The sequence below is a fragment of the Salipiger bermudensis genome (assembly GCF_019801965.1).
In the GTDB taxonomy this organism is placed as follows: domain Bacteria; phylum Pseudomonadota; class Alphaproteobacteria; order Rhodobacterales; family Rhodobacteraceae; genus Salipiger; species Salipiger bermudensis_A.
This window is the reverse complement of record NZ_JAHVIA010000001.1, coordinates 40,963-63,611: the sequence shown is the minus strand read 5'-3', so window position 1 is coordinate 63,611 and position 22,649 is coordinate 40,963. Positions and strand designations below refer to the sequence as shown.

At 67.6% G+C, this 22,649-nt stretch carries 22 protein-coding genes; 21 read left to right on the top strand and 1 reads right to left on the bottom strand.

Features of this window, described 5'->3' with window-relative positions; all coding sequences use genetic code 11:
- Positions 1-107: 107 nt before the first annotated feature.
- The 9 genes from KUV62_RS00295 to KUV62_RS00255 all read left to right on the top strand — a co-directional run bounded on the left by KUV62_RS00295 (position 108) and on the right by KUV62_RS00255 (position 8,675).
- On the top strand, positions 108-1,115 hold the full coding sequence (locus tag KUV62_RS00295; RefSeq protein ID WP_222601695.1) for a hydroxyacid dehydrogenase: 1,008 nt from the start codon (positions 108-110) through the stop codon (positions 1,113-1,115).
- Positions 1,112-1,798 (top strand): RraA family protein, encoded by a 687-nt coding sequence (locus KUV62_RS00290; protein ID WP_222601694.1) that lies wholly within the window; start codon positions 1,112-1,114, stop codon positions 1,796-1,798. Before KUV62_RS00295 ends, KUV62_RS00290 begins: the two co-directional genes overlap by 4 nt.
- Before the next feature lie 30 nt (positions 1,799-1,828).
- A complete protein-coding gene (locus KUV62_RS00285; RefSeq protein WP_222601693.1) occupies positions 1,829-2,785 on the top strand; it encodes a Bug family tripartite tricarboxylate transporter substrate binding protein in 957 nt (318 codons plus the stop codon).
- Between the two features lie 65 nt (positions 2,786-2,850).
- Positions 2,851-3,300 carry a tripartite tricarboxylate transporter TctB family protein gene (locus KUV62_RS00280; protein WP_222601692.1) on the top strand — a complete coding sequence of 150 codons (450 nt, stop codon included), beginning with the start codon at positions 2,851-2,853 and terminating at the stop codon, positions 3,298-3,300.
- Positions 3,301-3,307: 7 nt separating this feature from the next.
- On the top strand, positions 3,308-4,813 hold the full coding sequence (locus tag KUV62_RS00275; RefSeq protein WP_222601691.1) for a tripartite tricarboxylate transporter permease: 1,506 nt from the start codon (positions 3,308-3,310) through the stop codon (positions 4,811-4,813).
- A 124-nt stretch (positions 4,814-4,937) separates the two neighbouring features.
- On the top strand, positions 4,938-5,912 hold the full coding sequence (gene dctP / locus KUV62_RS00270) for a TRAP transporter substrate-binding protein DctP (RefSeq protein WP_222601690.1): 975 nt from the start codon (positions 4,938-4,940) through the stop codon (positions 5,910-5,912).
- Positions 5,913-5,920: 8 nt separating this feature from the next.
- Positions 5,921-6,436, top strand: coding sequence for a TRAP transporter small permease (locus KUV62_RS00265; protein WP_222601689.1), 516 nt, complete (start codon positions 5,921-5,923; stop codon positions 6,434-6,436).
- A complete protein-coding gene (locus KUV62_RS00260) occupies positions 6,436-7,728 on the top strand; it encodes a TRAP transporter large permease (RefSeq protein WP_222601688.1) in 1,293 nt (430 codons plus the stop codon). Before KUV62_RS00265 ends, KUV62_RS00260 begins: the two co-directional genes overlap by 1 nt.
- Positions 7,725-8,675, top strand: a complete 951-nt coding sequence (locus KUV62_RS00255; protein ID WP_222601687.1) for an SMP-30/gluconolactonase/LRE family protein — start codon at positions 7,725-7,727, stop codon at positions 8,673-8,675. Before KUV62_RS00260 ends, KUV62_RS00255 begins: the two co-directional genes overlap by 4 nt.
- Positions 8,676-8,697: 22 nt before the next feature.
- Here the strand turns inward: KUV62_RS00255 and KUV62_RS00250 are convergent, their stop codons facing one another.
- Entirely contained in the window at positions 8,698-9,726 is a 1,029-nt protein-coding gene (locus KUV62_RS00250; protein ID WP_222601686.1) for a LysR family transcriptional regulator, read from the bottom strand.
- Between the two features lie 110 nt (positions 9,727-9,836).
- On the opposite strand from KUV62_RS00250, the gene KUV62_RS00245 reads away from it, so the two are divergent.
- The 12 genes from KUV62_RS00245 (at position 9,837) to KUV62_RS00190 (ending at position 22,631) form a co-directional block, all read left to right on the top strand.
- The gene (locus KUV62_RS00245) at positions 9,837-10,703 is read left to right on the top strand and encodes an ABC transporter permease (protein WP_222601685.1); all 867 of its coding nucleotides are present in this window, start codon (positions 9,837-9,839) and stop codon (positions 10,701-10,703) included.
- A complete protein-coding gene (locus KUV62_RS00240) occupies positions 10,703-11,488 on the top strand; it encodes an ABC transporter permease (RefSeq protein WP_222601684.1) in 786 nt (261 codons plus the stop codon). Before KUV62_RS00245 ends, KUV62_RS00240 begins: the two co-directional genes overlap by 1 nt.
- A 44-nt stretch (positions 11,489-11,532) precedes the next feature.
- Positions 11,533-12,669 carry an extracellular solute-binding protein gene (locus KUV62_RS00235; protein WP_222602349.1) on the top strand — a complete coding sequence of 379 codons (1,137 nt, stop codon included), beginning with the start codon at positions 11,533-11,535 and terminating at the stop codon, positions 12,667-12,669.
- A gap of 65 nt (positions 12,670-12,734) precedes the next feature.
- The gene (locus tag KUV62_RS00230; protein ID WP_222601683.1) at positions 12,735-13,820 is read left to right on the top strand and encodes an ABC transporter ATP-binding protein; all 1,086 of its coding nucleotides are present in this window, start codon (positions 12,735-12,737) and stop codon (positions 13,818-13,820) included.
- Positions 13,817-15,154, top strand: coding sequence for an aspartate aminotransferase family protein (locus tag KUV62_RS00225; RefSeq protein WP_222601682.1), 1,338 nt, complete (start codon positions 13,817-13,819; stop codon positions 15,152-15,154). Before KUV62_RS00230 ends, KUV62_RS00225 begins: the two co-directional genes overlap by 4 nt.
- Positions 15,155-16,081 (top strand): 3-keto-5-aminohexanoate cleavage protein, encoded by a 927-nt coding sequence (locus KUV62_RS00220; protein ID WP_222601681.1) that lies wholly within the window; start codon positions 15,155-15,157, stop codon positions 16,079-16,081.
- On the top strand, positions 16,078-16,557 hold the full coding sequence (locus KUV62_RS00215) for a GNAT family N-acetyltransferase (protein ID WP_222601680.1): 480 nt from the start codon (positions 16,078-16,080) through the stop codon (positions 16,555-16,557). The genes KUV62_RS00220 and KUV62_RS00215 overlap by 4 nt, the downstream gene beginning before the upstream one ends.
- A complete protein-coding gene (locus KUV62_RS00210) occupies positions 16,554-17,576 on the top strand; it encodes a histone deacetylase family protein (RefSeq protein ID WP_222601679.1) in 1,023 nt (340 codons plus the stop codon). The genes KUV62_RS00215 and KUV62_RS00210 overlap by 4 nt, the downstream gene beginning before the upstream one ends.
- Positions 17,577-17,912: 336 nt before the next feature.
- Positions 17,913-19,499, top strand: a complete 1,587-nt coding sequence (locus KUV62_RS00205; RefSeq protein ID WP_222602348.1) for an arylsulfatase — start codon at positions 17,913-17,915, stop codon at positions 19,497-19,499.
- Between the two features lie 145 nt (positions 19,500-19,644).
- Positions 19,645-20,616, top strand: coding sequence for an HAD family hydrolase (locus KUV62_RS00200; protein ID WP_222601678.1), 972 nt, complete (start codon positions 19,645-19,647; stop codon positions 20,614-20,616).
- Between the two features lie 22 nt (positions 20,617-20,638).
- A complete protein-coding gene (locus KUV62_RS00195) occupies positions 20,639-21,643 on the top strand; it encodes an AAA family ATPase (RefSeq protein ID WP_222601677.1) in 1,005 nt (334 codons plus the stop codon).
- Positions 21,644-21,653: 10 nt separating this feature from the next.
- Entirely contained in the window at positions 21,654-22,631 is a 978-nt protein-coding gene (locus tag KUV62_RS00190) for a DUF58 domain-containing protein (RefSeq protein WP_222601676.1), read from the top strand.
- Positions 22,632-22,649: the final 18 nt, after the last annotated feature.

The window sequence follows — 22,649 nt, the reverse complement described above, 5'->3', positions numbered from 1 at the left end:
AGGAGGAATGCCGCACCCCGCTGGGAGGCTGGGCGCGTGCTTCACAGACACAGAGTGATCAGAACCAGCGTCCCGCCGTCTTTCGGGACGCGCAGGAGACATGCGCGATGAGCAAGACCATTCTCGTAACGGGCCCCGATCTCGATCCCGCAGCCGTGGCGCTGGCGACGGAGCATGGCTTCGATCTCGTGCACACCCCCGCCTATGCCGAGAGCGCGGTAATCTCCGAGCACCTCAAGGACTGCGGCGCGGTGGGTATCGTCTCGCGCATGGGCCGGATCGACGCCGACGTCATGGACGCGGCGCCGCATCTCAAGGCGATCTCGAAGCACGGGGTAGGGGTCGACAATATCGACCTCGCCGCCGCCGCGGAGCGCGGGATCCCGGTGCTGGTCGCGACGGGCGCCAACGCGGTCTCGGTGGCCGAGCACGCCATCGCCCTGATGCTGGCGGCGGTGAAGCGGGTGCTGCCGCTCGATGCCGGGCTGCGCGCCGGGCGCTGGGAGAAGCCGGGCTTTGCCGGGCGCGAGCTCGACGGTGCCACCATGGGCCTGATGGGCATGGGCGCCATCGCGCAGGCCACCGGCCGCATGGCCAAGGGGCTGGGCCTGAAGCTCGTGGGCTTCGATCCCTACGCGCCGGACAGCGTCTTCGACGAGCTGGGCGCCGAGCGCTGCGACAGCGTCGACGCGCTGCTGGCGCAGTCGGACGTGCTCAGCCTGCATTGCCCGCTGACCCCTGAGACCCGCGAGATGCTCAACGCCGAGAGCATCGCGCGGATGCCCAAGGGGGCCTATGTGGTCAACACCGCCCGCGGCGGCCTGATCGACGAACCGGCGCTGGTGGCCGCGATCCGCTCCGGCCAGCTCGCCGGGGCCGGGCTCGACACCTTCGCCTCCGAGCCGCCGGCCGCAGACCACATCTTCTTTGACGAGCCCGCCATCGTCCTCACCCCGCATATCGGCGGCGTCACCCGCGAGGCCGGCGCCCGCGTCGGTGTCGAGGCGGTGCGCGGCATCATCCAGATCGTCGAGGGGCAGGAGGTGCCGCAGACGCGCATCGCCAACCGCAAGCTGCTGGCCGCGGCCCCGACGCTTGAAAAAGTGGAGAAATGAACATGACCATCGGTTTCCGCATCCTGAACCGCGAACGCACCGCCTCCGAGGAGCTGGTCGCGGCCTTCGCCAAGCTGCCGGTGGCGAATGTCTCCGACAGCATGTCGCGCATGACCGCCGCGGGCCCGAGCCTGCGCCCGATGCACGCCTCGGGCGGCATGGCCGGCGTGGCGCTGACCGTGAAGGCGCGCCCGGGCGACAACCTGATGCTGCACAAGGCCATCGACATGGCGGTTCCGGGCGATGTCATCGTCGTCGACGCCGGCGGCGATCTCGCCAACGCGCTGATGGGCGAGCTGATGCTGGCCTACGCGATCAAGAAGGGCGTGGTGGGCTTCGTGCTCAACGGCGCGATCCGCGATGCCGACAACTTCATCGAGACCAACCTGCCGACCTTCGCCGCGGGCATCACCCATCGCGGCCCCTACAAGGATGGCCCCGGCGAGATCAACGTGCCGATCGCCATCGACGGCATGGTGATCCACCCCGGCGACATCATGATCGGCGACCGCGACGGAGTGCTCTGCGTGCCGATCGACGAGGCGGAGGACATCCTGGCCCGGACGCGGGCCAAGTCCGACGCCGAGATCAAGCAGATGGCGGCCATCGAGGCCGGCACCAACGACCGCAGCTGGGTTGACCGCGCGCTCAAGGAGCGCGGTTGCGCCTTCCCGGCTGACTGAACGACAAGCGTGTAAAGAGGAGGAGAACACATGCTCAAGCACATCAAATCGGCGACCCTCGCCGGCGCCATGGCACTGGTCGCAGGCGCGGCCTTTGCGCAGGACTACCCGAGCAAGCCGATCGAGGTGATCGTCGGCTATTCCGCCGGCGGTGGCACCGACGTGATGGCCCGCACCGCGGCGCCCTTCATCGAGAAGTATCTCGGCGACGGCGCCAGCCTCGTGGTCAAGAACATGCCCGGCGCCAGCGGCCAGATCGGTGTCACCGAGGCGGCCAATGCGGATGCCGACGGCTACACGCTCGGCACCTTCAACCTGCCGGGCATGATGGCCCGCACCATCGACCGCGAAGCGGCCTATGACCGTGACAGCTTCACCTATCTCGCCAACGTGGTGAACGATCCCAACGTGATCGTCACCACCAAGGGCGGCGGGCTCGACAGCATCGACAAGCTGGTGGAAGAGGCCAAGGCCAACCCCGGCGCGGTGACCGTGGGCATGTCGAGCCTCGGCGGCGACGATCACTTCATGCTGATCAAGCTGCAGGAGCTGACCGGCGCCGAGTTCACCATCGTGCCGTTCAAGGGCTCGGCCCCGGCCCGCACCGCGCTGATGGGCGGCCACGTGGCGATGGGCATCCTGAACATCTCGGAAGTGGCCGAGTTCCAGGAAGAGCTCAACGTGCTCGGCGTTGCCACCGAGGAACGCTCGGACTTCGCCCCCGACCTGCCGACCTTCCAGGAGCAGGGCTATGACCTGATCAACGGCTCGATGCGCGGCTTCATCGCGCCGGCGGGCCTGCCCGAGGACGTTCAGGCCAAGCTGCTCGACGCCTTCGCGCAGCTCGAGACCGACGAGGAGTTCCTCGCCGCGATGAAGGCCACCGCAAACCCGGTCGAGGTCGTCACCGGCGACGAGTTCAAGACGCTGACCAGCGATCTCTACGATCTCGCCAAGGGCGTGTGGGAAGCCACCCCCTGGAACTGAGCCAGCCCGGCGCGGGGGCCTGATCCCCGCGCCACCCCTTTTCCCCTGATTTCGGAGCCAGTGCCATGTCCAATCGCCTGACCCGCCCCGAGACCCTCACGGCCCTCGGCATCGTCGTGGTCGCCGCCGGCTTCCTCGTGCCCGCCGCCGCGCTGCGGCCGATCTCGGCGCTGCTGCCGGTGGCCATGCTGGTCGGCCTGATCGGCCTGTCCGTCATCCTGCTGATCTCGGATCAGCGCAAGGCCGCCGCCGGCGAGGCCGCGGCGCCGATGAGCAAGTCGCCGACGCGCGTCGCCGGGGCCTTCGCCCTGATCGTCGCCTACGCGGTGGCCACCGATCTCATCGGCTTCTACGTCAGCACCGTCGTCGCGGTGCCGCTGACCGCCTTCCTGTTCGGCTACCGCAACCCGCTGGGCCTCGCCCTCGCCACGGTGATCGTGGTCGGCGCGATCTGGCTGATCTTCGATTTCGGCATGTCGCAGGAGTTTCCTGCCGGCCGCCTCTGGGCCGCGTGAGGGCGCCATGTATTCCGAACTTCTCCATGCCCTTCCCGAAGTCATCGGCTTCAGCAATTTCGCCGCCGTCATCATCGGCGTCATCGCCGGCATCGTGGTCGGCGCCATGCCCGGCCTCAGCGCCACCATGGCGATCTCGGTGCTGGTGCCCTTCACCTTCGGCCTAGAGCCGCTGGTGGCGCTGGGACTGATGGCCGGCATCTACAACGGCGCCATGTATGGCGGCGCCATCCCGGCGGTCCTGCTGCGCATCCCCGGCACGCCGGCAGCAGTCGCCACCACCTTCGACGGCTACCCGATGGCCCAGAAGGGCGAGGGCGGCTTCGCGCTGCAGGTCGCGGTGGTCTCCTCGGCCATCGGCGGCATCGCATCGGCCTTCGCGCTGATGCTGCTGGCGCCGCCGCTCTCGAAAGTCACGCTGCTCTTCGGCCCGTCCGAGGTCTTCTGGGTGGCGGTGTTCGGCCTGGCCTCGATCATCTTCCTGCTCGGCGGCAACCCGGTGAAGGGCCTGATCTCGGCCTGTTTCGGGGTCTTCGTCTCGGTCATCGGGGCAGACCCGATCTACGGCACGGACCGCTTCACCTTCGGCCAGCTCGAGATGCTCGACGGCATCTCAATCGTGATCCTGCTGGTCGGGCTCTACGCGCTGCCGCCGGTGATCGACCTGCTCGAAACCCCGCTCAAGACCGACGGGGTGGAAAGCTCGAAGCTCGGCACCGAGCCGATCTGGAAGGCGATGCCGCGCATGAAGGGCTTCTGGAAGACTTGGCTGCGCTCGTCGGTGATCGGCATCTGGATCGGCATCCTGCCCGGCGCCGGCGGCTCGATGGCGGCCTTCATGTCCTACAACGAGGCGCGCCGCAGCTCGAAGCACCCGGAGCGCTGGGGCGAGGGCGAGCCCGAGGGCGTGGCAGCGTCCGAGACCGCCAACAACGCCGACACCGCCTCAGCCCTGATCCCGGCGCTGACGCTGGGCATCCCGGGCACCGCCGTGGCCGCGGTGATGCTGGGCGGCCTGCTGGTGCATGGCCTGCAGCCGGGCCCGATGCTCTTCCGCGAAAACCCCGACGTCGTCTTCGGCTTCATGTGGCAATTCCTGTTCGGGGCGATCCTGCTGATCCTGCTTGGCGGCTCGCTGGCCACCAACAGCTTTGCCCGGCTGCTGAACCTGCCGCGCCCGCTGCTCGGCTCGGTGATCATCGTGCTGATGCTGATCGGGGTCTACTCGATCCACGGCCGGATGTTCGACGTCTACCTGATGCTGGGCTTCGGCGCCGTGGGCTGGGTGATGGACAAGCTCAAGTTCCCGCTGCCGCCGGTGGTGCTCGGGCTGATCCTCGGCGGCTTCGCCGAAGAGAACCTGCGCCTCGCCCTGCGCATCGGACGCGGCGACTGGAGCGTGCTGTTCCAGAACACCACCAGCCTGATCCTCGTGGCGCTCACCGTCGCGGTGGTGGTCGGCCCGATCGTCAAGCGCCGCATGATCGACCGTCGCAAGCACGCCGAAAGCTGACGGCAAAGGACAAGTCTCCGGAGGGGCGGCGGGATAGACCGGCCCTCCGGCCCCGAGAACGGCGCACCCCGCGCCGGACAATCGCAAAGTGAGGCACCCCAGAGGTGCGAAGGAGGAAAACGCGATGAAACTGATGACCCTCGGCGCCTCGGCGCTTCTTCTGGCCTCCACGGCCGTAGCCCAGGCCGACAACTGGACCGCCTACACCTACTCCTCGGTCTCCACGACCTCGGCGGTGAAGGGCATGAACCGCATCGCCGAGCGCGTCGCGGAAGAGACCGGCGGCGATCTCGAGATCACGCTGCATCTCGGCAAGACCCTGCAGATCGCCTCGGCCGACATCACCCAGGCGGTGGGCGACGGCATCGTCGACATGGCGGCGGACTTCTTCTTCTCGGGCAACGTGCCGATCGCGCGGGTGCTGAACCTGCCGATGCTGATCGAGAACGACGACGAGTGGGAAAAGGCCTATGCCGCCATCGAGCCGACGCTGGTCGAGGCCTTCGCGGGGCAGGGCGTGGTGCTGCTGGGCGGCTACCGCTACCCGGAGCAGACCATCTTCACCACCTTCGAGATCGATGATCTAGCCGATCTCGAGGGCCACAAGATCCGCGTGACCTCGCCCGAGCAGGGCCACTTCATCGAGGAATTCGGCGGCGCGCCGATCACGCTGTCGGGCTCGGAAGTGCCGACCTCGCTGGAGCGTGGCGTGATCGAGGGCGTGCTCACCGCCAGCGCCGGCGGCGCCAAGAACTGGCACGAGTTCCTGCCCTACAACTATCGCTTCGCGGTGAACTACGGCAACTCGATGATCATCGCCAATGCGGATGCCTTCGAGGCGCTGTCGCCTGAAACCCAGGAGACCCTGCGCGCCATCGTCGCCGAGGAGGGCCCCGCGACCACCGCCGCCTTCCTTGAGGACGAGGAGGCACAGAAGGCGTCGCAATCCGAGGCCGGCATGACCCTGATCGACGCCGCCGAAGGCGATGCCGCGATGGCCGGTGAGAAGCTGGCGCCGTTCTGGGAGCAGTGGGCCGAAGAGAACGGCCCGGATTATGTCGCCGCGCTGCAGACCGTGCGCGACGCGATCGGAAAGTGAGCAGGTGAATGATGGACGAACGTAACAGCGGGCCGGCATCGGCCGGTCCCGTCTTCGACGCGGCGGCGCTGGCCACCCGGGTGATCAGCGGCGCGGTTCTCGCGGCGCTGGTCGGGCTGGTCTGCCTCGAGGCCTTCCTGCGGGGGGTCTTCAACTACTCGCTCGGCTTTGCCGAAGAGCTGACGGGCTATTGCGTCGTCCTTCTCACCTTCTTCGGAGCCGCGCTCGCCCTGCGGGCGGGCGCGCTCTTCCAGGTGCATTTCCTGTTCGACAGCTACTCCCCCGGGGTCCGGGTCTGGGTGCAGCGGATCTTCGTGGTGATGGCGCTGATCGTCTGCGTCATCCTCGCCTGGAAGGCCAAGGACCTGACCCTCAGCTCGTTCTCGCGCAACCGCTTCGCCGCCACCGTGCTGCGCACGCCGCTGTGGATCCCGCAACTCATCCCGCCGCTGGGCTTCGGCCTCATCGGCATCTTCCTGGTCGAGCAATTCCTGCTGACCTTCCGCAAGAAGGACACCGCCTGATGGAAGCGCTTCTCGCATTCGGCCTGCTGATCGGGCTGATCCTCGGCGGCATGTGGGTGCAGTTCGCCGTCGCCGGCGCCGGGCTGGTCTATATCTACCTGCTGGGCGGTTTCGGCGGCTTCCGCGCCCTCGGCATGGTGAGCTGGGGCGCCGCCAACAGCTTCACCCTCGCGGCGATCCCGCTCTTCGTGCTGATGGCCGAGATCCTGCTGGGCTCGGGCCTGGCCAGCCGGCTCTACAACGGGGTGGCGCCCTTCATGCGGCGCCTGCCGGGTGGCTTGATGCACACCAACATCGCCGGCAGCGGCATCTTCGCGGCGATCTCGGGCGGCTCGGCCCCCACCGCCGCCGCCATGTCCACCGTCGCCCTGCCGGAGCTGACCAAGCGCGGCTATGACAAGCGCCTGGTGGCGGGCTCGCTGGCCGCTGGCGGTACGCTGGGCATCCTGATCCCGCCCTCGATCACCATGATCATCTACGCGACCTTCACCGAGACCTCGATCGCGCGCCTCTTCGCCGCCGGCCTGCTGCCGGGCATCCTGCTGGCGCTGTGCTACATGGGCTTCATCGTCGCCCGCGTGCTGCTCAACCCCAAGCTGGCACCGAAATCCGACGAGCGCGCCTCGCTCGGTGATCTCGGCCGGGCGCTGCTCGACATCGTGCCCTTCCTGCTGCTGATCGTCATCGTGCTGGGCAGCATCTACGGCGGTTTCGCCACCCCGACCGAGGCCGGCGCGGTGGGCACCATCGGTGCCATTGTCATCGCCGGGATCTACGGCAAGCTGAGCCTGAAGCTGGTGACCGACGCGCTGTCGCGCACCGTGCGGATGAGCGGCAACATCCTGTTCATCGTGTTCACCTCGATGATCTTCGCCTATGCCACCGCGCTCTCGGGCGTCGGCGAGGATCTCGTGGGGATGCTCGAAGAGGCCAATGTCTCGCGCACCACCTTCCTGCTGATCATCATGGTGGTCTTCGCCATCCTCGGCTGCTTCATGGAGGGGCTCGGGATGATCGCGATCATCGTGCCGGTGATCTTCCCGGCGCTGCTGGCGCTCGAGGTCGATCCGATCTGGTTCGGGGTCTTCGTGGTGATCCTCGTCGAGCTTGGCCAGCTGACGCCGCCGCTGGGGGTGATCCTCTTCGTGGTCGCCAGTTCCTCAGATAAGGTGCGGGTCGAGGACGTGATCATGGGCACGCTGCCGTTCTTCGTCATCATCCTCGCCTTCATGCTGCTGCTGATCGGCTTCCCGCAGATCGCGCTCTTCCTGCCGGAGTTTACGTTCGGATGACCCAGCACACCTATCCCGCACCTAGCCCCGTCGTCATCGACGCCACCGTGTTCACCGAGCTGCCCGCCGCGCTTCGCCGGCCCGGTATCTCCTCCTACTGGGCCGAGAAGAACCGGCGCGGGCAGCCGGTGGACAGCTTCCTCGAGGGGCCGTCCTTCGACCGCGCGGGCAATCTCTGGTTCGTCGACATCCCGTTCGGACGGGTGTTCCGCGCGACGCCCCAGGGCGAGGTCACCCAGATCGCCGAGTATGACGGCCAGCCCAACGGCCTGAAGATGCACGCCGATGGGCGCATCTTCCTCGCCGATTACCAGAACGGCATCCTGCAGCTCGATCCCGAGAGCGGCGCGGTGACGACGGCGTTGGGGGATGCGGATACCGAAGCCTTCAAGGGCTGCAACGACCTGCATTTCGGCCGCGACGGCGCGCTCTACTTCACCGATCAGGGCCAGACCGGCCTGCAGGATCCCAGCGGCCGGGTCTGGCGCTGGCAGATGGAGACCGGCGCGCTGACCTGCCTGATCGACAAGGTGCCGAGCCCGAACGGGCTGGTGCTCGATCTGGCCGAGCACGTTCTGTTTCTCGCCGTGACCCGCGCCAACGCGGTCTGGCGTTTGCCGATGGCGGCCAGTGGCCGGGTCAACAAGGCGGGGCTCTTCATCCAGTTCACCGGCGGGCGCGCCGGACCGGACGGGCTGGCGCTGACCGATGCCGGCGGGGTGGTGGTCTGCCAGACCGGCATGGGGCTCGTCTGGGTGCACAACGCGCTGGGCCAGCCCATCGCGGTCGTGCGCTCACCGCGCGGGCTCGGCACCACCAACTGCGCCTTCGGCGGCGAGGGCGGCCGCACGCTCTACATCACCGAGAGCGACAGCGGCAGCATCTTGCAGGCCGAGTTCCCGCCGGAGCTGGGCATTGCCGGCGCGCCGATCTTTGGGCTGAGCTAAGCCGCGCGGCGCGGCGTCGACCTCACGGGGCGCGGCGCAGCGCCGGCGGCACCATGGCGCTGTCATAGGTGCGCTCCTCGATCGGCACGCGGGCGATCATCTCGTCGAGCATCTTCAGCAGGATCTCCTCGGCGCGGTTCTTCACCGCGCGCGGATTCCAGACCACGTGCACGTCGATCGGCGGCAGATCCTCGTAGGGCGGGGTCTGCCAGAGCTGCCCGTCGGCGACATCGCGCGCCGCCACGTGGACCGGCAGCGGCCCGATGCCGAGCCCGGCGATGATCATCCGCCGCACTTCCTCGAGATTCGACGACGTCCCGGTGATCCGCTCGCCAAGCAGCGATTGCGCCCGCATCAGCGTCACCGGCTTCAGGACATCGTGCAGCTTGTCGGTGTCGAAGCTGACCGTGGTGCAGCCGGCGAGATCGGCCCTCGTCAGCCCTTCGCGGCCGAAGAGCGGGTGGCGCGGCCCGCAGAACAGGCCGAAGAACTCGCGGTAGAGGCGGCGGTATTCCAGCCTCGGGCTGCGGTCGCGCACCAGGCAGACCGCGAAGGAGGCGCGCTTGGCGGAGACCTCTGTCAGCGCGGTGGCGCTCGAGACCACGTTGATCGACAGGCTGGCCTCGGGATGTGCCTCGTGGAAATCGGCCAGCAGGTGATCAAAAACCGGGCACACCACGTGGCTGGCCACGGCAATGGTCACATGTCCGCGCACCGCGTCGGTCATCTCGCGCATCAGCGTCGAGAGGCGCAGGATCGAGCCGTTGATGTCGAGCGCCTCGCGGTAGAGCAGCTCTCCGGCCTCGGTCAGGGCATACTTGCCCGGCCCGCGCTCGATGAGCTTGCGGCCGATGCGATCCTCGAGCCTTTTCAGCGCGGTAGACACCGATGGCTGGGTCAGCCGGAGGCGCTCGGCGGCGTCGGTGACCGAGCGCGCCTCGGCCAGCACGACGAAACTGCGCAGCAGGTTCCAGTCGAGCTCGCGGGCGATGCGGTCGGGGTCATAGGCCGATCCGGGGTCGGAAATGGGATCGCTACCAGGTTTCATCATTGATCCGGTCTATATCCATAATTTTCATTATCTATTGGATCAATGAAAACCAGCTTCCCAAGGTGCCGTCAATTCCGGTTCTCCGGATCGCAACCGAACGGGACACCCTCATGTCGATCGAAGCCCGCGAAAGGCGTCAGCCGTGGATCCTGCTGTCTCCGGCGCTGACCGCGATCACGCTGCTGCTCTTCGTGCCGCTGCTGTTCATCGTGGTCTACAGCTTCTGGCTGCGCACCGCGACCGGGGCGGACCAGTCGGGCTTCTTCCTCGACAACTGGCGCGAGGCGCTGAGCGATCCGTTCTACCGTGACATCCTGCTCTTCACCCTGAAGATCGCGGCGATCACCACGCTGGTCTGCGCCGTGATGGGCTACCCGGCGGCCTATTTCATCGCCCGCTCGCGCGGCAACAAGGCGGTGCTGCTGCTGTTGCTGATGCTGCCGTTCTGGATCAGCTACATCATTCGCACGATGAGCTGGATCAACATCCTCGGTGTCTCCGGTGCGCTCAACACGCTGCTGCTCTGGGCCGGGGTGATCTCGGAGCCGATCCAGATGCTCTACAACCAGACCACGGTGATCCTCGGGCTGGTGCATTTCCTGCTGCCCTTCATGATCCTCAACGTCTTCGTCAGCCTCGACGGCATCGATGTCTCGCTCGAGGACGCGGCGACCTCGCTCGGGGCCACCCGCTGGCAGGCCTTCGTGCAGGTGACGCTGCCGCTGTCGCTGCCCGGTCTCGCCGCCGGCGGGCTGCTCTGCTTCGTGCTCGCGGCGGGGACCTACATCACGCCGCTGGTGCTGGGCGGCCCGACCGACGCGATGTTCGCCAACCTAGTCTACGAGGCGATCATCACTCAGCTCAACTGGCCGCTGGGCTCGGCGCTGAGCCTGATGCTGCTCGCGGTGCTGGGGCTGCTGGTGATGATCTACAACCGCTACCTCGGCATGGCGCAACTGATGAAGGGGCTGGGCTGATGGGCTGGCAACTGATCCGCGGCTACGCGCTGCTCGTCTATGTCTTCATGTTCCTGCCGGTGGCTGTCGTGGTGCTGCTGAGCTTCAACGCCTCGCAGTTCGGCAGCTTCCCGATCACCGGCGTCTCGCTGCGCTGGTTCGGCGAGCTGGCGCAGAACGAGGCCATCCTGCGCGCCTTTCGCACCTCGATCATCCTCGGCCTGCTGACGGCGCTGATCTCGACCACGCTGGGGGTGCTCGCGAGCCTCGCGCTGGTGCGCTACCGGGTGCCGGGCGAAAACGTCATCTCGACCCTGCTGATCGCGCCGATCCTGGTGCCCGAGGTGGTGCTGGCGGTGGCGCTGCTGCTGTTTCTCAACTTCCTCGGCATCAACAAGAGCTTCGGCCTGCTGCTCTTCGGCCATGTCATCTTCACGCTGCCCTTCGTCATCCTCGTGGTGCAGGCCCGGCTGATGGCCATTCGTCGCGATGTCGAGGAGGCCGCCATGAGCCTCGGCGCCTCGCCGGTGCAGACCTTCTTCCAGATCACCCTGCCGCTGATGCTGCCGGCGGTTCTGGCCGGTGCGCTCTTCGCCTTCACCATCAGCTTCGACGACATCACCGGCACGCTGTTCTGGAAGCCCGGCGGGGTCGAGACGGTGCCGACGCAGATCTTCGCCATGCTGCGCAACTCGATCTCTCCCGAGATCAACGCGCTCGGCACGGTGATGATCGTGATGACCGTGGGCCTGCCGCTGCTGGGCGCGGCGGTGGCGCGCATCCTGTCAAGAAAGAGCGGCACCTGAAGCCGCGACGCAGACTGACCAACAAGGAGAGAGACATGACGAAGATCGACAACACCACGCGCTACGAGCGCCTGCGCGAGCGCTACATGAACGGCGACATCGACCGCCGCTCGTTCCTCGGGCTGATCGGTGCGGCCGGCGCCGCCTACGGGTTGGTGACGCCCTACCGCGCCTTGGCGCAGGACGTAACGCAGGTCCGGTTCGATGGCTGGGGCGGGGTGGTCTCCGAGGCGTTCCGCAAGCATGCCTTCGATCCCTACACCGCCAAGACCGGCATCGAGGTGGTCGACGGCACCTTCGGCGGCGGCGACGAGTATCTAAGCCGGGTCAAGGCCAGCCAACCGGGCGAATACAACATCGCCCACCTGTCGGGGGTGTTCGACTATGCCCGCTATGCCGGGCTGGGGCTGACCTCAGAGCTCAACGAGGCCAACATCCCCAACCTCGAATACGTCATCAAGAAGCTGGTCGACGTCTACCGCCCGATCACCGACGGCAAGATCTCCTGCGTGCCCTACGATTACGGCACCACCGGCATCGCCTATAACCGCAAGTTCATCTCCGACGAGGAGATGCAGGAGAAGGGCGCGAAGATCCTCATCGACGAGGCCCTGAAGGGCAAGATCTCGGGCTGGGGCGACTGGCGCACTCGGATCTGGTTCGGCGCGCTGCAAACCGGGCAGGATCCGAACAACGCCACCGACATGGAGGCGGTCTGGGATGCGATCCGCGCCCATCGTGACCTGTCGCTGAAATACTGGACCTCCGGTGCCGAGCTGATGTCGCTGCTGGCGGAAGAAGAGATCTACGTCACCGAGGGCTGGTCGGGCCGGATCTACGCGCTGCAGGAGCAGGGCCACGACATCGGCTACATGGACCCACCCAACGGCTATGGCTGGCAGGAATGTCTCTTCGTGCTCAAGGGCTCGCCGATGGAGGCCTGCGAGGAGCTGCTGAACTTCATGCTCGCCCCCGAGACCTCGATCGCCGTGGCCGAGGGGCAGAACTACCCGCCGGCGCTCGACCCGCAGAAGGTCGATCTCGGCGCCAAGATCCCGACGCTGCCGGCCTTCGATCCGAGCGGCACGCTCGAGGGGCTGACCTTCGCCGATCCGACCTACTGGAACGGCAACGAGGCGGAGTGGTCGAAGACCTTCGGCCGCGTCCAGAAGGGCTACTGAGCCACCACGGCGGGGGCGCGTGCCGCCCCCGCCAGCTTGATTTCTCCCACTCAGGACGTTTGCGCATGAGCTCCGTCACCCTCCGAAACGTGGTGAAACGCTTTCACAAGTTCACCGCGGTTCACCAGATCAACCTCGAGATCCCGGATGGCGCCTTCGTCACCCTGCTGGGCCCCTCGGGCTGCGGCAAGACCACCAACCTGCGGATGATCGCAGGGCTTCTCGACCCGAGCGAGGGCGAGATCCTGATCGGCGGCACGCGGGTCAACGACGTGCCGATCCACAAGCGCAACCTTGGCATCGTGTTCCAGAACTACGCGCTCTTCCCGCACAAGACCGTGGCCGAGAACGTCGCCTTCGGCCTGAAATATCGCGACGTGCCCAAGGCCGAGATCCCAGCCCGTGTGCAGGCCGCGCTCGAGCTCGTGCAGCTTCCGCATGTCGGCGAGCGCTATCCCAAGGAGCTCTCCGGCGGCCAGCAGCAGCGCATCGCGCTGGCCCGCGCCATCGTCATCGAGCCCGACGTGCTGCTGCTCGACGAGCCGCTCTCGGCGCTCGATGCCAACCTGCGCGAGGACATGCGGGTCGAGCTAAAGCGCATCCAGGAAAAGATCGGTGTGACGACGGTCTTCGTCACCCACGACCAGTCCGAGGCGCTCGCCATGTCGGACCAGATCGTCGTGATGAGCGCCGGTCGCATCGAGCAGATGGGATCGCCCGAGGAGGTCTACAACAACCCGGCCTCCGAGTTCGTGGCCAACTTCCTCGGCGCCTCCAACATGCTGCCGGCGTCCTGCACCGCGCTCGGCCCGCAGGGAGCGTCGCTCGAGGTGGCGCCCTTCGGCGCCGTCACGATCCCGGCGCAGAAGGCCGAGCGGCTGGGCGGGCAGGGGCTGGCGCAGCTCGTGCTCAGGGCCGAGAAGCTGCGCGTGCTGCACCCGGACGAGGCCGGAGAGGGCATGCTCACCGCGCCGGCGACGGTCGAGACGGTGGACTACCAGGGCCAGACCGTCCGCTATTTCCTGCGCGTCGGCGGGCGCCAGCTCCAGGCCATCAACATGATCGACGACAGACCCTTCGAACAGGGCGCCGAGGTTCGGGTCGGTTTCTTCGCCAAGGACGCCTCGGCCCTTCCAACGGAGGCAAAATGAGCCACCTTTTCTACCAGGGGCACGGCCGCAAGCCGATGCTCGACCAGGCCCGCGGCGTCTACATGTGGGACACCGACGGCAAGCGCTATCTCGACGGCTCTTCGGGGGCGATGGTCTGCAATATCGGCCACGGCAACGCCACGGTGCTCGAGGCGATGCGGGTCCAGATGGAGCGCGCGACCTTTGGCTACCGGCTGCATTTCGAGACCGAGGCCAGCGAGCGCCTCGCCGCCAAGACCGTCGAGAAGATGCCCGAGGGGCTGACCAAGGTGTTCTTCGTCTCGGGCGGCTCGGAGGCCATCGAGAGCGCCATGAAGCTGGCGCGGCAATATGCCGTCTCGGTCGGGCAGGGCAGCCGCTGGAAGGTGATCTCGCGCAGCCCCTCCTACCATGGCTGCACGCTGGGCGCGCTGGCGGTTACCGGCTACCGCTCGCTCACCGACCCCTTCGCGCCGATGATGCGCGAGATGCCCAAGGTGCCCGCGCCGCGCGCCTATCTCGACGGGCTCGACCCGTCCGACCCGGCCACCGGCACGCACTACGCCGACATGCTCGCGGCGCAGATCGAGGCCGAGGGGCCGGAGAGCGTCCTGGCCTTCATCCTCGAGCCGGTGGGCGGCGCCTCGACCGGGGCGCTGGTGCCGCCAGAGGGCTACATGGCGCGCATCCGCGAGATCTGCGACCGCTACGGCGTGCTCCTGATCATGGACGAGGTGATGACCGGCGCCGGGCGCACAGGCGCCTTCCTGGGCTGCGAACACTGGAACACCCGGCCCGACATCGTGGTGCTCTCGAAGGGCTTTGCCGCCGGCTACGCGCCGCTGGGTGGCATCGTCGCGCCGGACTGGATGGTCGAGCCGGTGCTGAGCCAGGGCGGCTTCGCGCATGGCTTCACCTATGCCGGCAACCCGCTGGCCTGCGCCGCCGGGGCCGCGGTGCTGGACGAGATCGACAGGCAGGGCCTCGTGGCCAACGCCGCCCGCATGGGCGAGACGCTCCTCGCGCGGCTCTCGGCGCTGGCGCAAAAGCATGAGATCATCGGTGACGTGCGCGGCAAGGGGCTGCTGACCGCCTTCGAGTTCATGTCGGACCCGGTGAGGAAGACGCCGCTGCCGAAGGAGCTGCGCGCCTTCGACCGCTTCGTGCAGATCGCCTATGACAACGGGCTCATCGTCTATTCCCGCCGCACCCGCGACGGCATCGAGGGCGACCATATCCTCGTCTGCCCGCCGCTGATCCTCACCGAGACCCACCTCGACGAGATCATCGACGGGCTAGACCTGTCTCTGACGCAGTTTCGCGCCGAGTTGCCGGCGCTGGACGAGGTGGTGTGAATGTCGAAGATCCTGATCACCTGCGCGCTCACCGGCTCGATCCATACCCCCAGCATGTCGCCGCACCTGCCGGTCACCGCCGAGGAGATCGTCGAGCAGGGGCTAGCGGCCGCCGAGGCCGGCGCCGCGATCCTGCACCTGCACGCGCGTGACCCCGAAACCGGCAGGCCCTCCGCCAGCCCCGCGCATTTCAACGCCTTCCTGCCGCGCCTCAAGCAGGGCACCGGCGCGGTGCTCAACCTCACCACCGGCGGCAGCGCGGTGATGACGCTGGAAGAGCGTCTCGCGGCGCCCAAGGCGGCGGAGCCGGAGATGTGCTCGCTCAACATGGGCTCTATGAACTTCGCGCTCTACCCGATGGCGGCGCGGATCAGCGACTGGCAGCACGACTGGGAGCAGCCCTTCCTCGAGGGCTCCGACGACCTGATCTTCAAGAACACCCCGCGCGACATCGCCCATGTGTTGACCGAGATGGGCGAGAAGCGCGGCGCCCGGTTCGAGTTCGAATGCTACGATGTGGGCCATCTCTACATGCTGCGCCATTTCGTCGATCGCGGGCTGGTGCAGGGGCCGATCTTCCTGCAGTTCGTTTTCGGCGTGCTGGGCGGGATTGGGCCGGACCCGGAGAACCTCGACCACATGAAGCGCATCGCCGACAAGCTCTTCGGGGATGGTTACCAATTCTCGGTGCTGGCCGCCGGGCGGCACCAGATGCCGCTGGCCAGCATGGCCGCGGCGATGGGCGGGCATGTGCGGGTCGGGCTGGAAGACAGCCTGACCATCTCGCGCGGCACGCTTGCACGCTCCAACGCCGAGCAGGTCGCCAAGATCCGCCGCATCGTCGAGGAACTCGGCCGCGAGCCCGCCACCCCCGACGAGGCGCGCGCCATGCTGGGCCTCAAGGGCGCCGACAGGACGGCGATATGACCCTGCGCTTCGACGTGGCCCTCGAGGCCGATGTGCCGCGCCTGCACGCTGCCCTTGCGCGGCTCTCGCAGGTTCTCGGCGACACGCACCGCGCCGGCGAAGGTGATCTGCGCCGCGCGGGCTTCGGAGCGCACCCGGCGTTTCGCGCCGTGCTCGCCAGCGACGGCGAGACGACGCACGGCGTTGCCCTCTACTCGCCGAGCTTCTCGACCTCGCGCGGCGGCGTGGTGGTCTATGTCTCCGACCTCTGGGTCGATGCCGCACTGCGTGGGTCGGGGCTCGGCCCGCGGCTGCTGGCGGCGGTGCTGCGCGATGCGCAGGCCTGCTGGGGGGCGGGGCGAATGAAGCTCAACGTCTACCACGCGACGCCGCGCGCCCGCGCGTTCTACGAACGGCTGGGCTTCACCCCGGCCGAGGCACAGACCGAGATGCATCTCGATGAAGCGGGCTGCACGGCCCTGAAGGACACCCGATGAAAGCCTATCTCGATCCCCGCCAGGCGCGCCACGACCCGCAGCATTTCATGGCCAACGGCAAGCTCTATCCCAGCCCGGAAGAGCCGCGCCGCATCGAGGTCCTGAAAGCCGCCGCCGAAGACGCCGGCTGCTCCTTTGAGGCGCCCCGGGATGCCGGGCTCGGCCCCATCGCGGCGCTGCACTCGGCCGAATACCTGGCCTTCCTGCGCAGCATCTACACCCGCTGGCAGCGCATCCCCGATGCCGGCCCCGAGGTGATCCCCAACATCCACCCCGCCAACCGCAGCGACGGCTATCCCAAATCCGCCATCGGGCAGGCCGGCTACCACCAGGCCGACACCGCCTGTCCGATCGCCGAGCACACCTTCGAGGCGGCCTATTGGTCGGCGCAGAGCGCCATCGCCGGGGCCGACCTGATTGCTGGCGGGGAGGGCGCCGCCTATGCGCTGTCGCGCCCGCCGGGGCACCACGCCTTCGGCGATCTCGCCGGTGGCTTCTGCTTTCTCAACAATGCCGGCATCGCCGCCGAGCGGCTGCGCGCGGCGGGGCTGCGCCCGGCGATCGTCGATGTCGACGTGCATCACGGCAACGGCACGCAAGGTATCTTCTACGCCCGCGACGACGTGCTGACCGTCTCGCTGCACGCCGATCCGGCGCGGTTCTACCCGTTTTTCTGGGGCCACGCGCAGGAGCGCGGCGAAGGGCGCGGCATGGGCTGCAACCTCAACCTGCCGCTGCCGCGCGGCACCGATGACGCGGGCTATCTCGCGGCGCTCGAGGTTGCGCTCGAGCGGGTCCGCAGCTTTGGCGCCGAGGTGCTGGTGGTGGCGCTCGGGCTCGACGCCTCGGTCGATGATCCATTCAAGGGGTTCGCGGTGACGCAGGACGGCTTCGCGCGCATCGGTGCCGCCATCGCCCGCACCGGCCTGCCGACCCTCTTCGTACAGGAGGGGGGCTACCTGAGCGCCTCGCTTGGGGCCAACCTCACGCGCACGCTGAGCGGCTTTCAGGGTACTTGATGCGGACCGCCATGGGCGGGCCGGACGGGGCCGCGTGACAGGCCGGTCAGGGCGGAGAACCGCCGCAGAAGCCGCGGCGCGGGTGCAGGGCCTGAGCCGCGGTGGACGGGCTTGGCGCAGCGGGCCGGGGGCGGCGGCGGAGGCAAGCAGCAGCGGCCATGAAACGGGGCGCGACGGTCCTTCTTGAGAGCCGCTGTCAAAAGGCTGTCGGGCCGAAATCTCCTTTAGATTGCAAGGGCAAGCGAAAAAGATCCACCTGTGATGGAAAAAAATCCCTCCTCACTTTTACGTTGGGTTAACCTTCACTCATCTTTGAAATCTGGAGACGATTCCATGATGAGATTTTCCTACGCGACCATTATCACCCTTGCTTCCGCGACGATGGCCTTCTCGCAGGATAGCGACGCCGCCAAACCCAATATCCTGGTGATCTGGGGCGACGATGTCGGCCAGTCCAACATCTCGGCCTACACCATGGGTCTGATGGGCTATCAGACACCGAACATCGACCGCATCGCGGACGAGGGCATGATCTTCACCGATTACTATGCCGAGCAATCCTGCACCGCCGGCCGTTCCTCTTTCATCATGGGCCAATCGGTGTTCCGCACCGGCCTGTCGAAGGTCGGCCTGCCCGGCGCCGAGGAGGGCATGCAGATCGAGGATCCGACCATCGCGGGCATGCTGAAGGCCGAAGGCTACGCCACCGGCCAGTTCGGCAAGAACCACCTTGGCGACCGCGACGAGCACCTGCCGACAAATCACGGCTTCGACGAGTTCATGGGCAACCTCTATCACCTCAATGCCGAGGAAGAACCGGAACATGAAGACTATCCGGGTGATATGGTTATGCCCGACGGCAGCACCTTCCGCGAGACCTTCGGACCGCGCGGCGTGCTGCATTCCTACGCCGATGGCGAGATCGAGGACACCGGGCCGCTCACCCGTCAGCGCATGGAGACCGTCGACGATGAAACCGTGGCCGCGGCCATCGACTTCATCCAGCGCCAGGAGGACGCGGGCGTGCCGTGGTTCGTCTGGTGGAACGGCACGCGCATGCATGCGCGGACCCACGTGCCGGACGACGTGCGCGCGCAGGCGGACGAAATGGCCGGGCGCCATCTCGACGAGTATTCCGCCGGTATGCTGCAGCACGACATGAACGTGGGCCAGTTGCTCGACAAGGTCGACGAGCTGGGCATCGCCGACAACACCATCGTGTTCTACTCGACCGACAACGGCCCGCACATGAACACTTGGCCCGACGCCGCGATGACACCGTTCTGGGGCGAGAAGAACACCCAGTGGGAAGGCGGCTGGCGGGTGCCGGCCATGGTGCGCTGGCCGGGCAAGGTCGAGCCCGGCTCGGTCTCCAACGAGATCGTGCACCACATGGATTGGTTCCCGACATTCCTCGCCATCGCCGGCAACGAGACGGTCAAGGAAGACCTGCTCGAGGGCGTGTCGGTGGCCGAGGTCGGCGGCGGGCGCGACTACAAAGTCCATCTCGACGGCTACAACATCCTGCCGCTCTTGACCGGCGAGAGCACCGAGAGCCCGCGTGACGAGATCTTCTACTTCACCGACGATGGCGACCTCGCGGCGCTGCGCTGGAACGACTGGAAGATCACCTTCCTCGAGCAGAAGGCCTGGGGCACGCTGCGCGCCTGGATGGAGCCGCTGACGCCGCTACGCACGCCGCTGGTCTTCAACCTGCGCCGCGATCCCTACGAGCGCGCCTACCGGACGTCGAACACCTATTACGACTGGATGTTCGACCGCGCCTACATGCTGGTGCCGGCGCAGCGCTACGTCGGAAACTTCCTCGCGACCTTCCAGGAGTACCCGCCACGGCAGGAGGCGGCGTCCTTCAGCCTCGACAAGGTCATGGAAAAGCTCTCGCAGCCGACCGGCTCGCAGTAAGCCCGGCCTTCGCGGCCGGCCCGCACCCGGGCCGGCCGCATTTCCCCAGTCCTCAGCCGGGGCCGACACGCGTCGCGGCGCTGGAACCGCTCCGTTCTGCTCCCGCCGCTGCAAGCGTGCCCCTGCCTTTCAAGGGAGTTTCAAGATGCGCATGTTATCCATGGCGACCGCCATGGCGACGCTGCCGCTCGCAGCCCTTGCCGACCCGCTTCCCTCGTGGAACGACACCGGCGCCAAGGCCAGCATCATCGAGTTCGTCGAGAGTGTGACCGACCCGGCCTCGGAGACCTTCGTGCCCGAGAGGGACCGCATCGCGACCTTTGACAACGATGGCTGTCTCTGGACCGAGCAGCCGGTCTATTTCCAGGCGCTCTATGCCTTCGACGTGCTGAAGGAGAAGGCCGCCGAGGATCCCGCGATCCTGAGCACCGACGTGCTGAAGGCCGCCGCGGAGGGCGACATGGAGACCGTCATGGCCAATGGCCTCGACGGGCTTCTGGAGGTGATCAACGTCTCGCATGCCAACACCACCGTCGATGCGTTCCAGGCCGACGCCTATGACTGGCTGACCACCGCGACCCACCCCACCACCGGCATTCCCTATGCCGAGATGGTCTATCAGCCGATGCTCGAGCTGCTGAGCTACCTGCGCGACGAGGGCTTCACCACCTACATCGTCTCCGGCGGCGGTATCGATTTCATCCGCGCCTATGCCGACGAGGCCTACGGCATCCCGCCTTGGCAGGTGGTCGGCACCGAGGGCAGCACCAGCTACGCGGTGGTCGACGGCGTGCCGCAGCTCAGCAAGGACGGCGGCATCACCTTCGTCGACGACAAGGAAGGCAAGCCGGTGGGCATCATCCGCCATATCGGCCAGCGCCCGATCTTCTCTGCCGGCAATTCGGACGGCGATTTCGCCATGCTCGAATACACCACGGGCGGCGACGGCGCACGCTTCGGGATGCTGATCCATCACACCGATGCCGAGCGCGAGTTTGCCTATGATCGCGAGGGCCATATCGGCACGCTCAATCGCGGCCTCGACGAGGGGCCGGGGCGCGGCTGGACTATCGTCGACATGGCGCAGGACTGGGCCAGGGTGTTCCCGTCGGACTGACGCGCGGAAAGGGAAGGACGGCATGGAAGGCATGACCGAACACGGCACGCGGGCGCAGATCGAGGCGCTGCGCGCCCGCATGGGCGAGGCGATCATCGGCCAGCGCGAGGTGGTCGAGCGGCTGCTGATCGGGCTTCTGGCCAATGGCAACCTGCTGGTCGAGGGCCTGCCGGGCCTTGCCAAGACGCGCGCCATCAAGGCGCTCGCCCGCAACCTCGAATGCGATTTCTCCCGCATCCAGTTCACCCCCGATTTGCTGCCCTCCGACGTGACCGGGACGGAGGTCTATTTCCAGGGTGAGGGCGGTGGCGCGTTCCGCTTCGAGGCCGGGCCGATCTTTGCCAACCTCGTGCTCGCCGACGAGATCAACCGCGCTCCCGCCAAGGTGCAGGCGGCGCTGCTCGAGGCGATGGAGGAGCGGCAGGTGACGGTCGCGGGCACCACCCACAAGATGGAGCCACTCTTCATGGTCATGGCGACCCAGAACCCCATCGAGCAGGAGGGCACCTATCCGCTGCCCGAGGCGCAGATGGACCGCTTCCTCATGCATGTGAACATCACCTACCCGCCGGTCGAGGACGAGGTCGAGGTGATCCGGCTGGTGCGTGCCGAGGAGATCGCGGCGCAGGCCGGGGCGGGGAATGCCGCGTCGGAGGTTCCCGCGCCGATCCCGCAGGAGGCGGTGTTTGCCGCTCGCGGCGAGATCGCCGCGCTGCGGGTCGCGCCCGAGATGGAGCGCTACATCGCCGACCTGGTCAACGCCACCCGCGTGCCCGCCGCCTTCGGCGATGACCTCAAGCGCTGGATCGAGGTCGGGGCCAGCCCGCGCGCCTCGCTGGCGCTCGACAAGTGCGGCCGCACCCATGCATGGCTCTCGGGCCGCGATTACGTCGATCCCGAAGACATCCGCGCCGTGGTGGCCGACGTGCTGCGCCACCGGCTCGGCCTCAGCTACGAGGCGCAGGGCGAGGGCGTCAGCCCCGACGCGGTGGTGGCCGAGATCATCCGGCAGGTGGCGCTGCCCTGAGGGGGGAACGATGAAGGACCGCGCCGCCCGTATCCGCACCGGCACCCTGCCAAAGGCCCCGCAGGTCTCGGAGGATCCGCGCATCCACGCCGATCTTGCCCACCTGCGCAGCCTCGAGGGGCCGGCGCGCGGGCTCAGCTTCCTGCCGCGACAGCCGGCGCGATCGGTGCTCAACGGCCGCCATGCCTCGCGGCTGCGCGGGCGCGGGCTCAATTTCGAGGAGCTACGCGACTACCTGCCCGGCGACGATGTCCGCAGCATCGACTGGAAGGTCACCGCCCGCACCGGGCGCCCGCATGTGCGGGTGATGACCGAGGAGCGCGATCGCCCGGCGCTGCTCGTCGTCGACCAGCGCATGTCGATGTTCTTCGGCACCCGCCGCGCGATGAAGTCGGTCACCGCCGCCGAGGCCGCCGCGATGGCCGCCTTCCGCATCCTTGACCAGGGCGACCGGGTGGGCGGCATCGTCTTCGGCGACGCGCTTCTGGCCGAGATCCGCCCGCAGCGCAGCCGCGCCGCGCTCAACCGCTTCCTCACCGCGCTCTCGGAGGCCAACGGGCTCCTGCATGCGGAGGCGCCCAACACCGAGCCGATCGGTCTGACGCAGGTGCTGCGCGCGGTCGCCCGGATCGCCAGCCGCAATCACCTGATCGTCGTGCTGAGCGATTTCGACGGCACCGACGCCGAGACCGACCGCATCGTCTCGGCGCTGGCGCGGCACAATGACCTGATCCTCGTGCCGGTCACCGATCCCAGCGCCGGGGAGCTGCCGGCGGGGATGCGCCTCGTCGTCACCGATGGCACGCTACAGGCCGAGATCGACACCAGCACAACGGCGACTCGGCAGGCGCTCGCGGAGATGTCGACGGGACGGCTTGCGGAGCTGTTCGACTGGCAGCGCCGCTTCGGGGTGCCGATCCTGCCGCTCTCGGCCGGGGAGGAGACCCTGCCGCAGCTGCGCCGCCTGCTGGGGCTCGGGCCGCGATGAACGAGGACGCGCCAGAGA

Excerpts from the sequence above, each read along its gene's own strand:
- KUV62_RS00240 (WP_222601684.1), top strand. The coding sequence starts at position 10,703 with ATGGGCTGGCAACTGATCCGCGGCTACGCGCTGCTCGTCTATGTCTTC.
- KUV62_RS00210 (WP_222601679.1), top strand. The coding sequence starts at position 16,554 with ATGAAAGCCTATCTCGATCCCCGCCAGGCGCGCCACGACCCGCAGCAT.
- KUV62_RS00260 (WP_222601688.1), top strand. The coding sequence starts at position 6,436 with ATGGAAGCGCTTCTCGCATTCGGCCTGCTGATCGGGCTGATCCTCGGC.
- KUV62_RS00265 (WP_222601689.1), top strand. The coding sequence starts at position 5,921 with ATGATGGACGAACGTAACAGCGGGCCGGCATCGGCCGGTCCCGTCTTC.
- KUV62_RS00280 (WP_222601692.1), top strand. The coding sequence starts at position 2,851 with ATGTCCAATCGCCTGACCCGCCCCGAGACCCTCACGGCCCTCGGCATC.
- KUV62_RS00195 (WP_222601677.1), top strand. The coding sequence starts at position 20,639 with ATGGAAGGCATGACCGAACACGGCACGCGGGCGCAGATCGAGGCGCTG.
- KUV62_RS00230 (WP_222601683.1), top strand. The coding sequence starts at position 12,735 with ATGAGCTCCGTCACCCTCCGAAACGTGGTGAAACGCTTTCACAAGTTC.
- KUV62_RS00245 (WP_222601685.1), top strand. The coding sequence starts at position 9,837 with ATGTCGATCGAAGCCCGCGAAAGGCGTCAGCCGTGGATCCTGCTGTCT.
- KUV62_RS00205 (WP_222602348.1), top strand. The coding sequence starts at position 17,913 with ATGAGATTTTCCTACGCGACCATTATCACCCTTGCTTCCGCGACGATG.
- KUV62_RS00200 (WP_222601678.1), top strand. The coding sequence starts at position 19,645 with ATGCGCATGTTATCCATGGCGACCGCCATGGCGACGCTGCCGCTCGCA.
- KUV62_RS00220 (WP_222601681.1), top strand. The coding sequence starts at position 15,155 with ATGTCGAAGATCCTGATCACCTGCGCGCTCACCGGCTCGATCCATACC.
- KUV62_RS00290 (WP_222601694.1), top strand. The coding sequence starts at position 1,112 with ATGAACATGACCATCGGTTTCCGCATCCTGAACCGCGAACGCACCGCC.
- KUV62_RS00215 (WP_222601680.1), top strand. The coding sequence starts at position 16,078 with ATGACCCTGCGCTTCGACGTGGCCCTCGAGGCCGATGTGCCGCGCCTG.
- KUV62_RS00255 (WP_222601687.1), top strand. The coding sequence starts at position 7,725 with ATGACCCAGCACACCTATCCCGCACCTAGCCCCGTCGTCATCGACGCC.
- KUV62_RS00225 (WP_222601682.1), top strand. The coding sequence starts at position 13,817 with ATGAGCCACCTTTTCTACCAGGGGCACGGCCGCAAGCCGATGCTCGAC.
- KUV62_RS00250 (WP_222601686.1), bottom strand. The coding sequence starts at position 9,726 with ATGATGAAACCTGGTAGCGATCCCATTTCCGACCCCGGATCGGCCTAT.
- KUV62_RS00295 (WP_222601695.1), top strand. The coding sequence starts at position 108 with ATGAGCAAGACCATTCTCGTAACGGGCCCCGATCTCGATCCCGCAGCC.
- KUV62_RS00285 (WP_222601693.1), top strand. The coding sequence starts at position 1,829 with ATGCTCAAGCACATCAAATCGGCGACCCTCGCCGGCGCCATGGCACTG.
- dctP (WP_222601690.1), top strand. The coding sequence starts at position 4,938 with ATGAAACTGATGACCCTCGGCGCCTCGGCGCTTCTTCTGGCCTCCACG.
- KUV62_RS00275 (WP_222601691.1), top strand. The coding sequence starts at position 3,308 with ATGTATTCCGAACTTCTCCATGCCCTTCCCGAAGTCATCGGCTTCAGC.
- KUV62_RS00190 (WP_222601676.1), top strand. The coding sequence starts at position 21,654 with ATGAAGGACCGCGCCGCCCGTATCCGCACCGGCACCCTGCCAAAGGCC.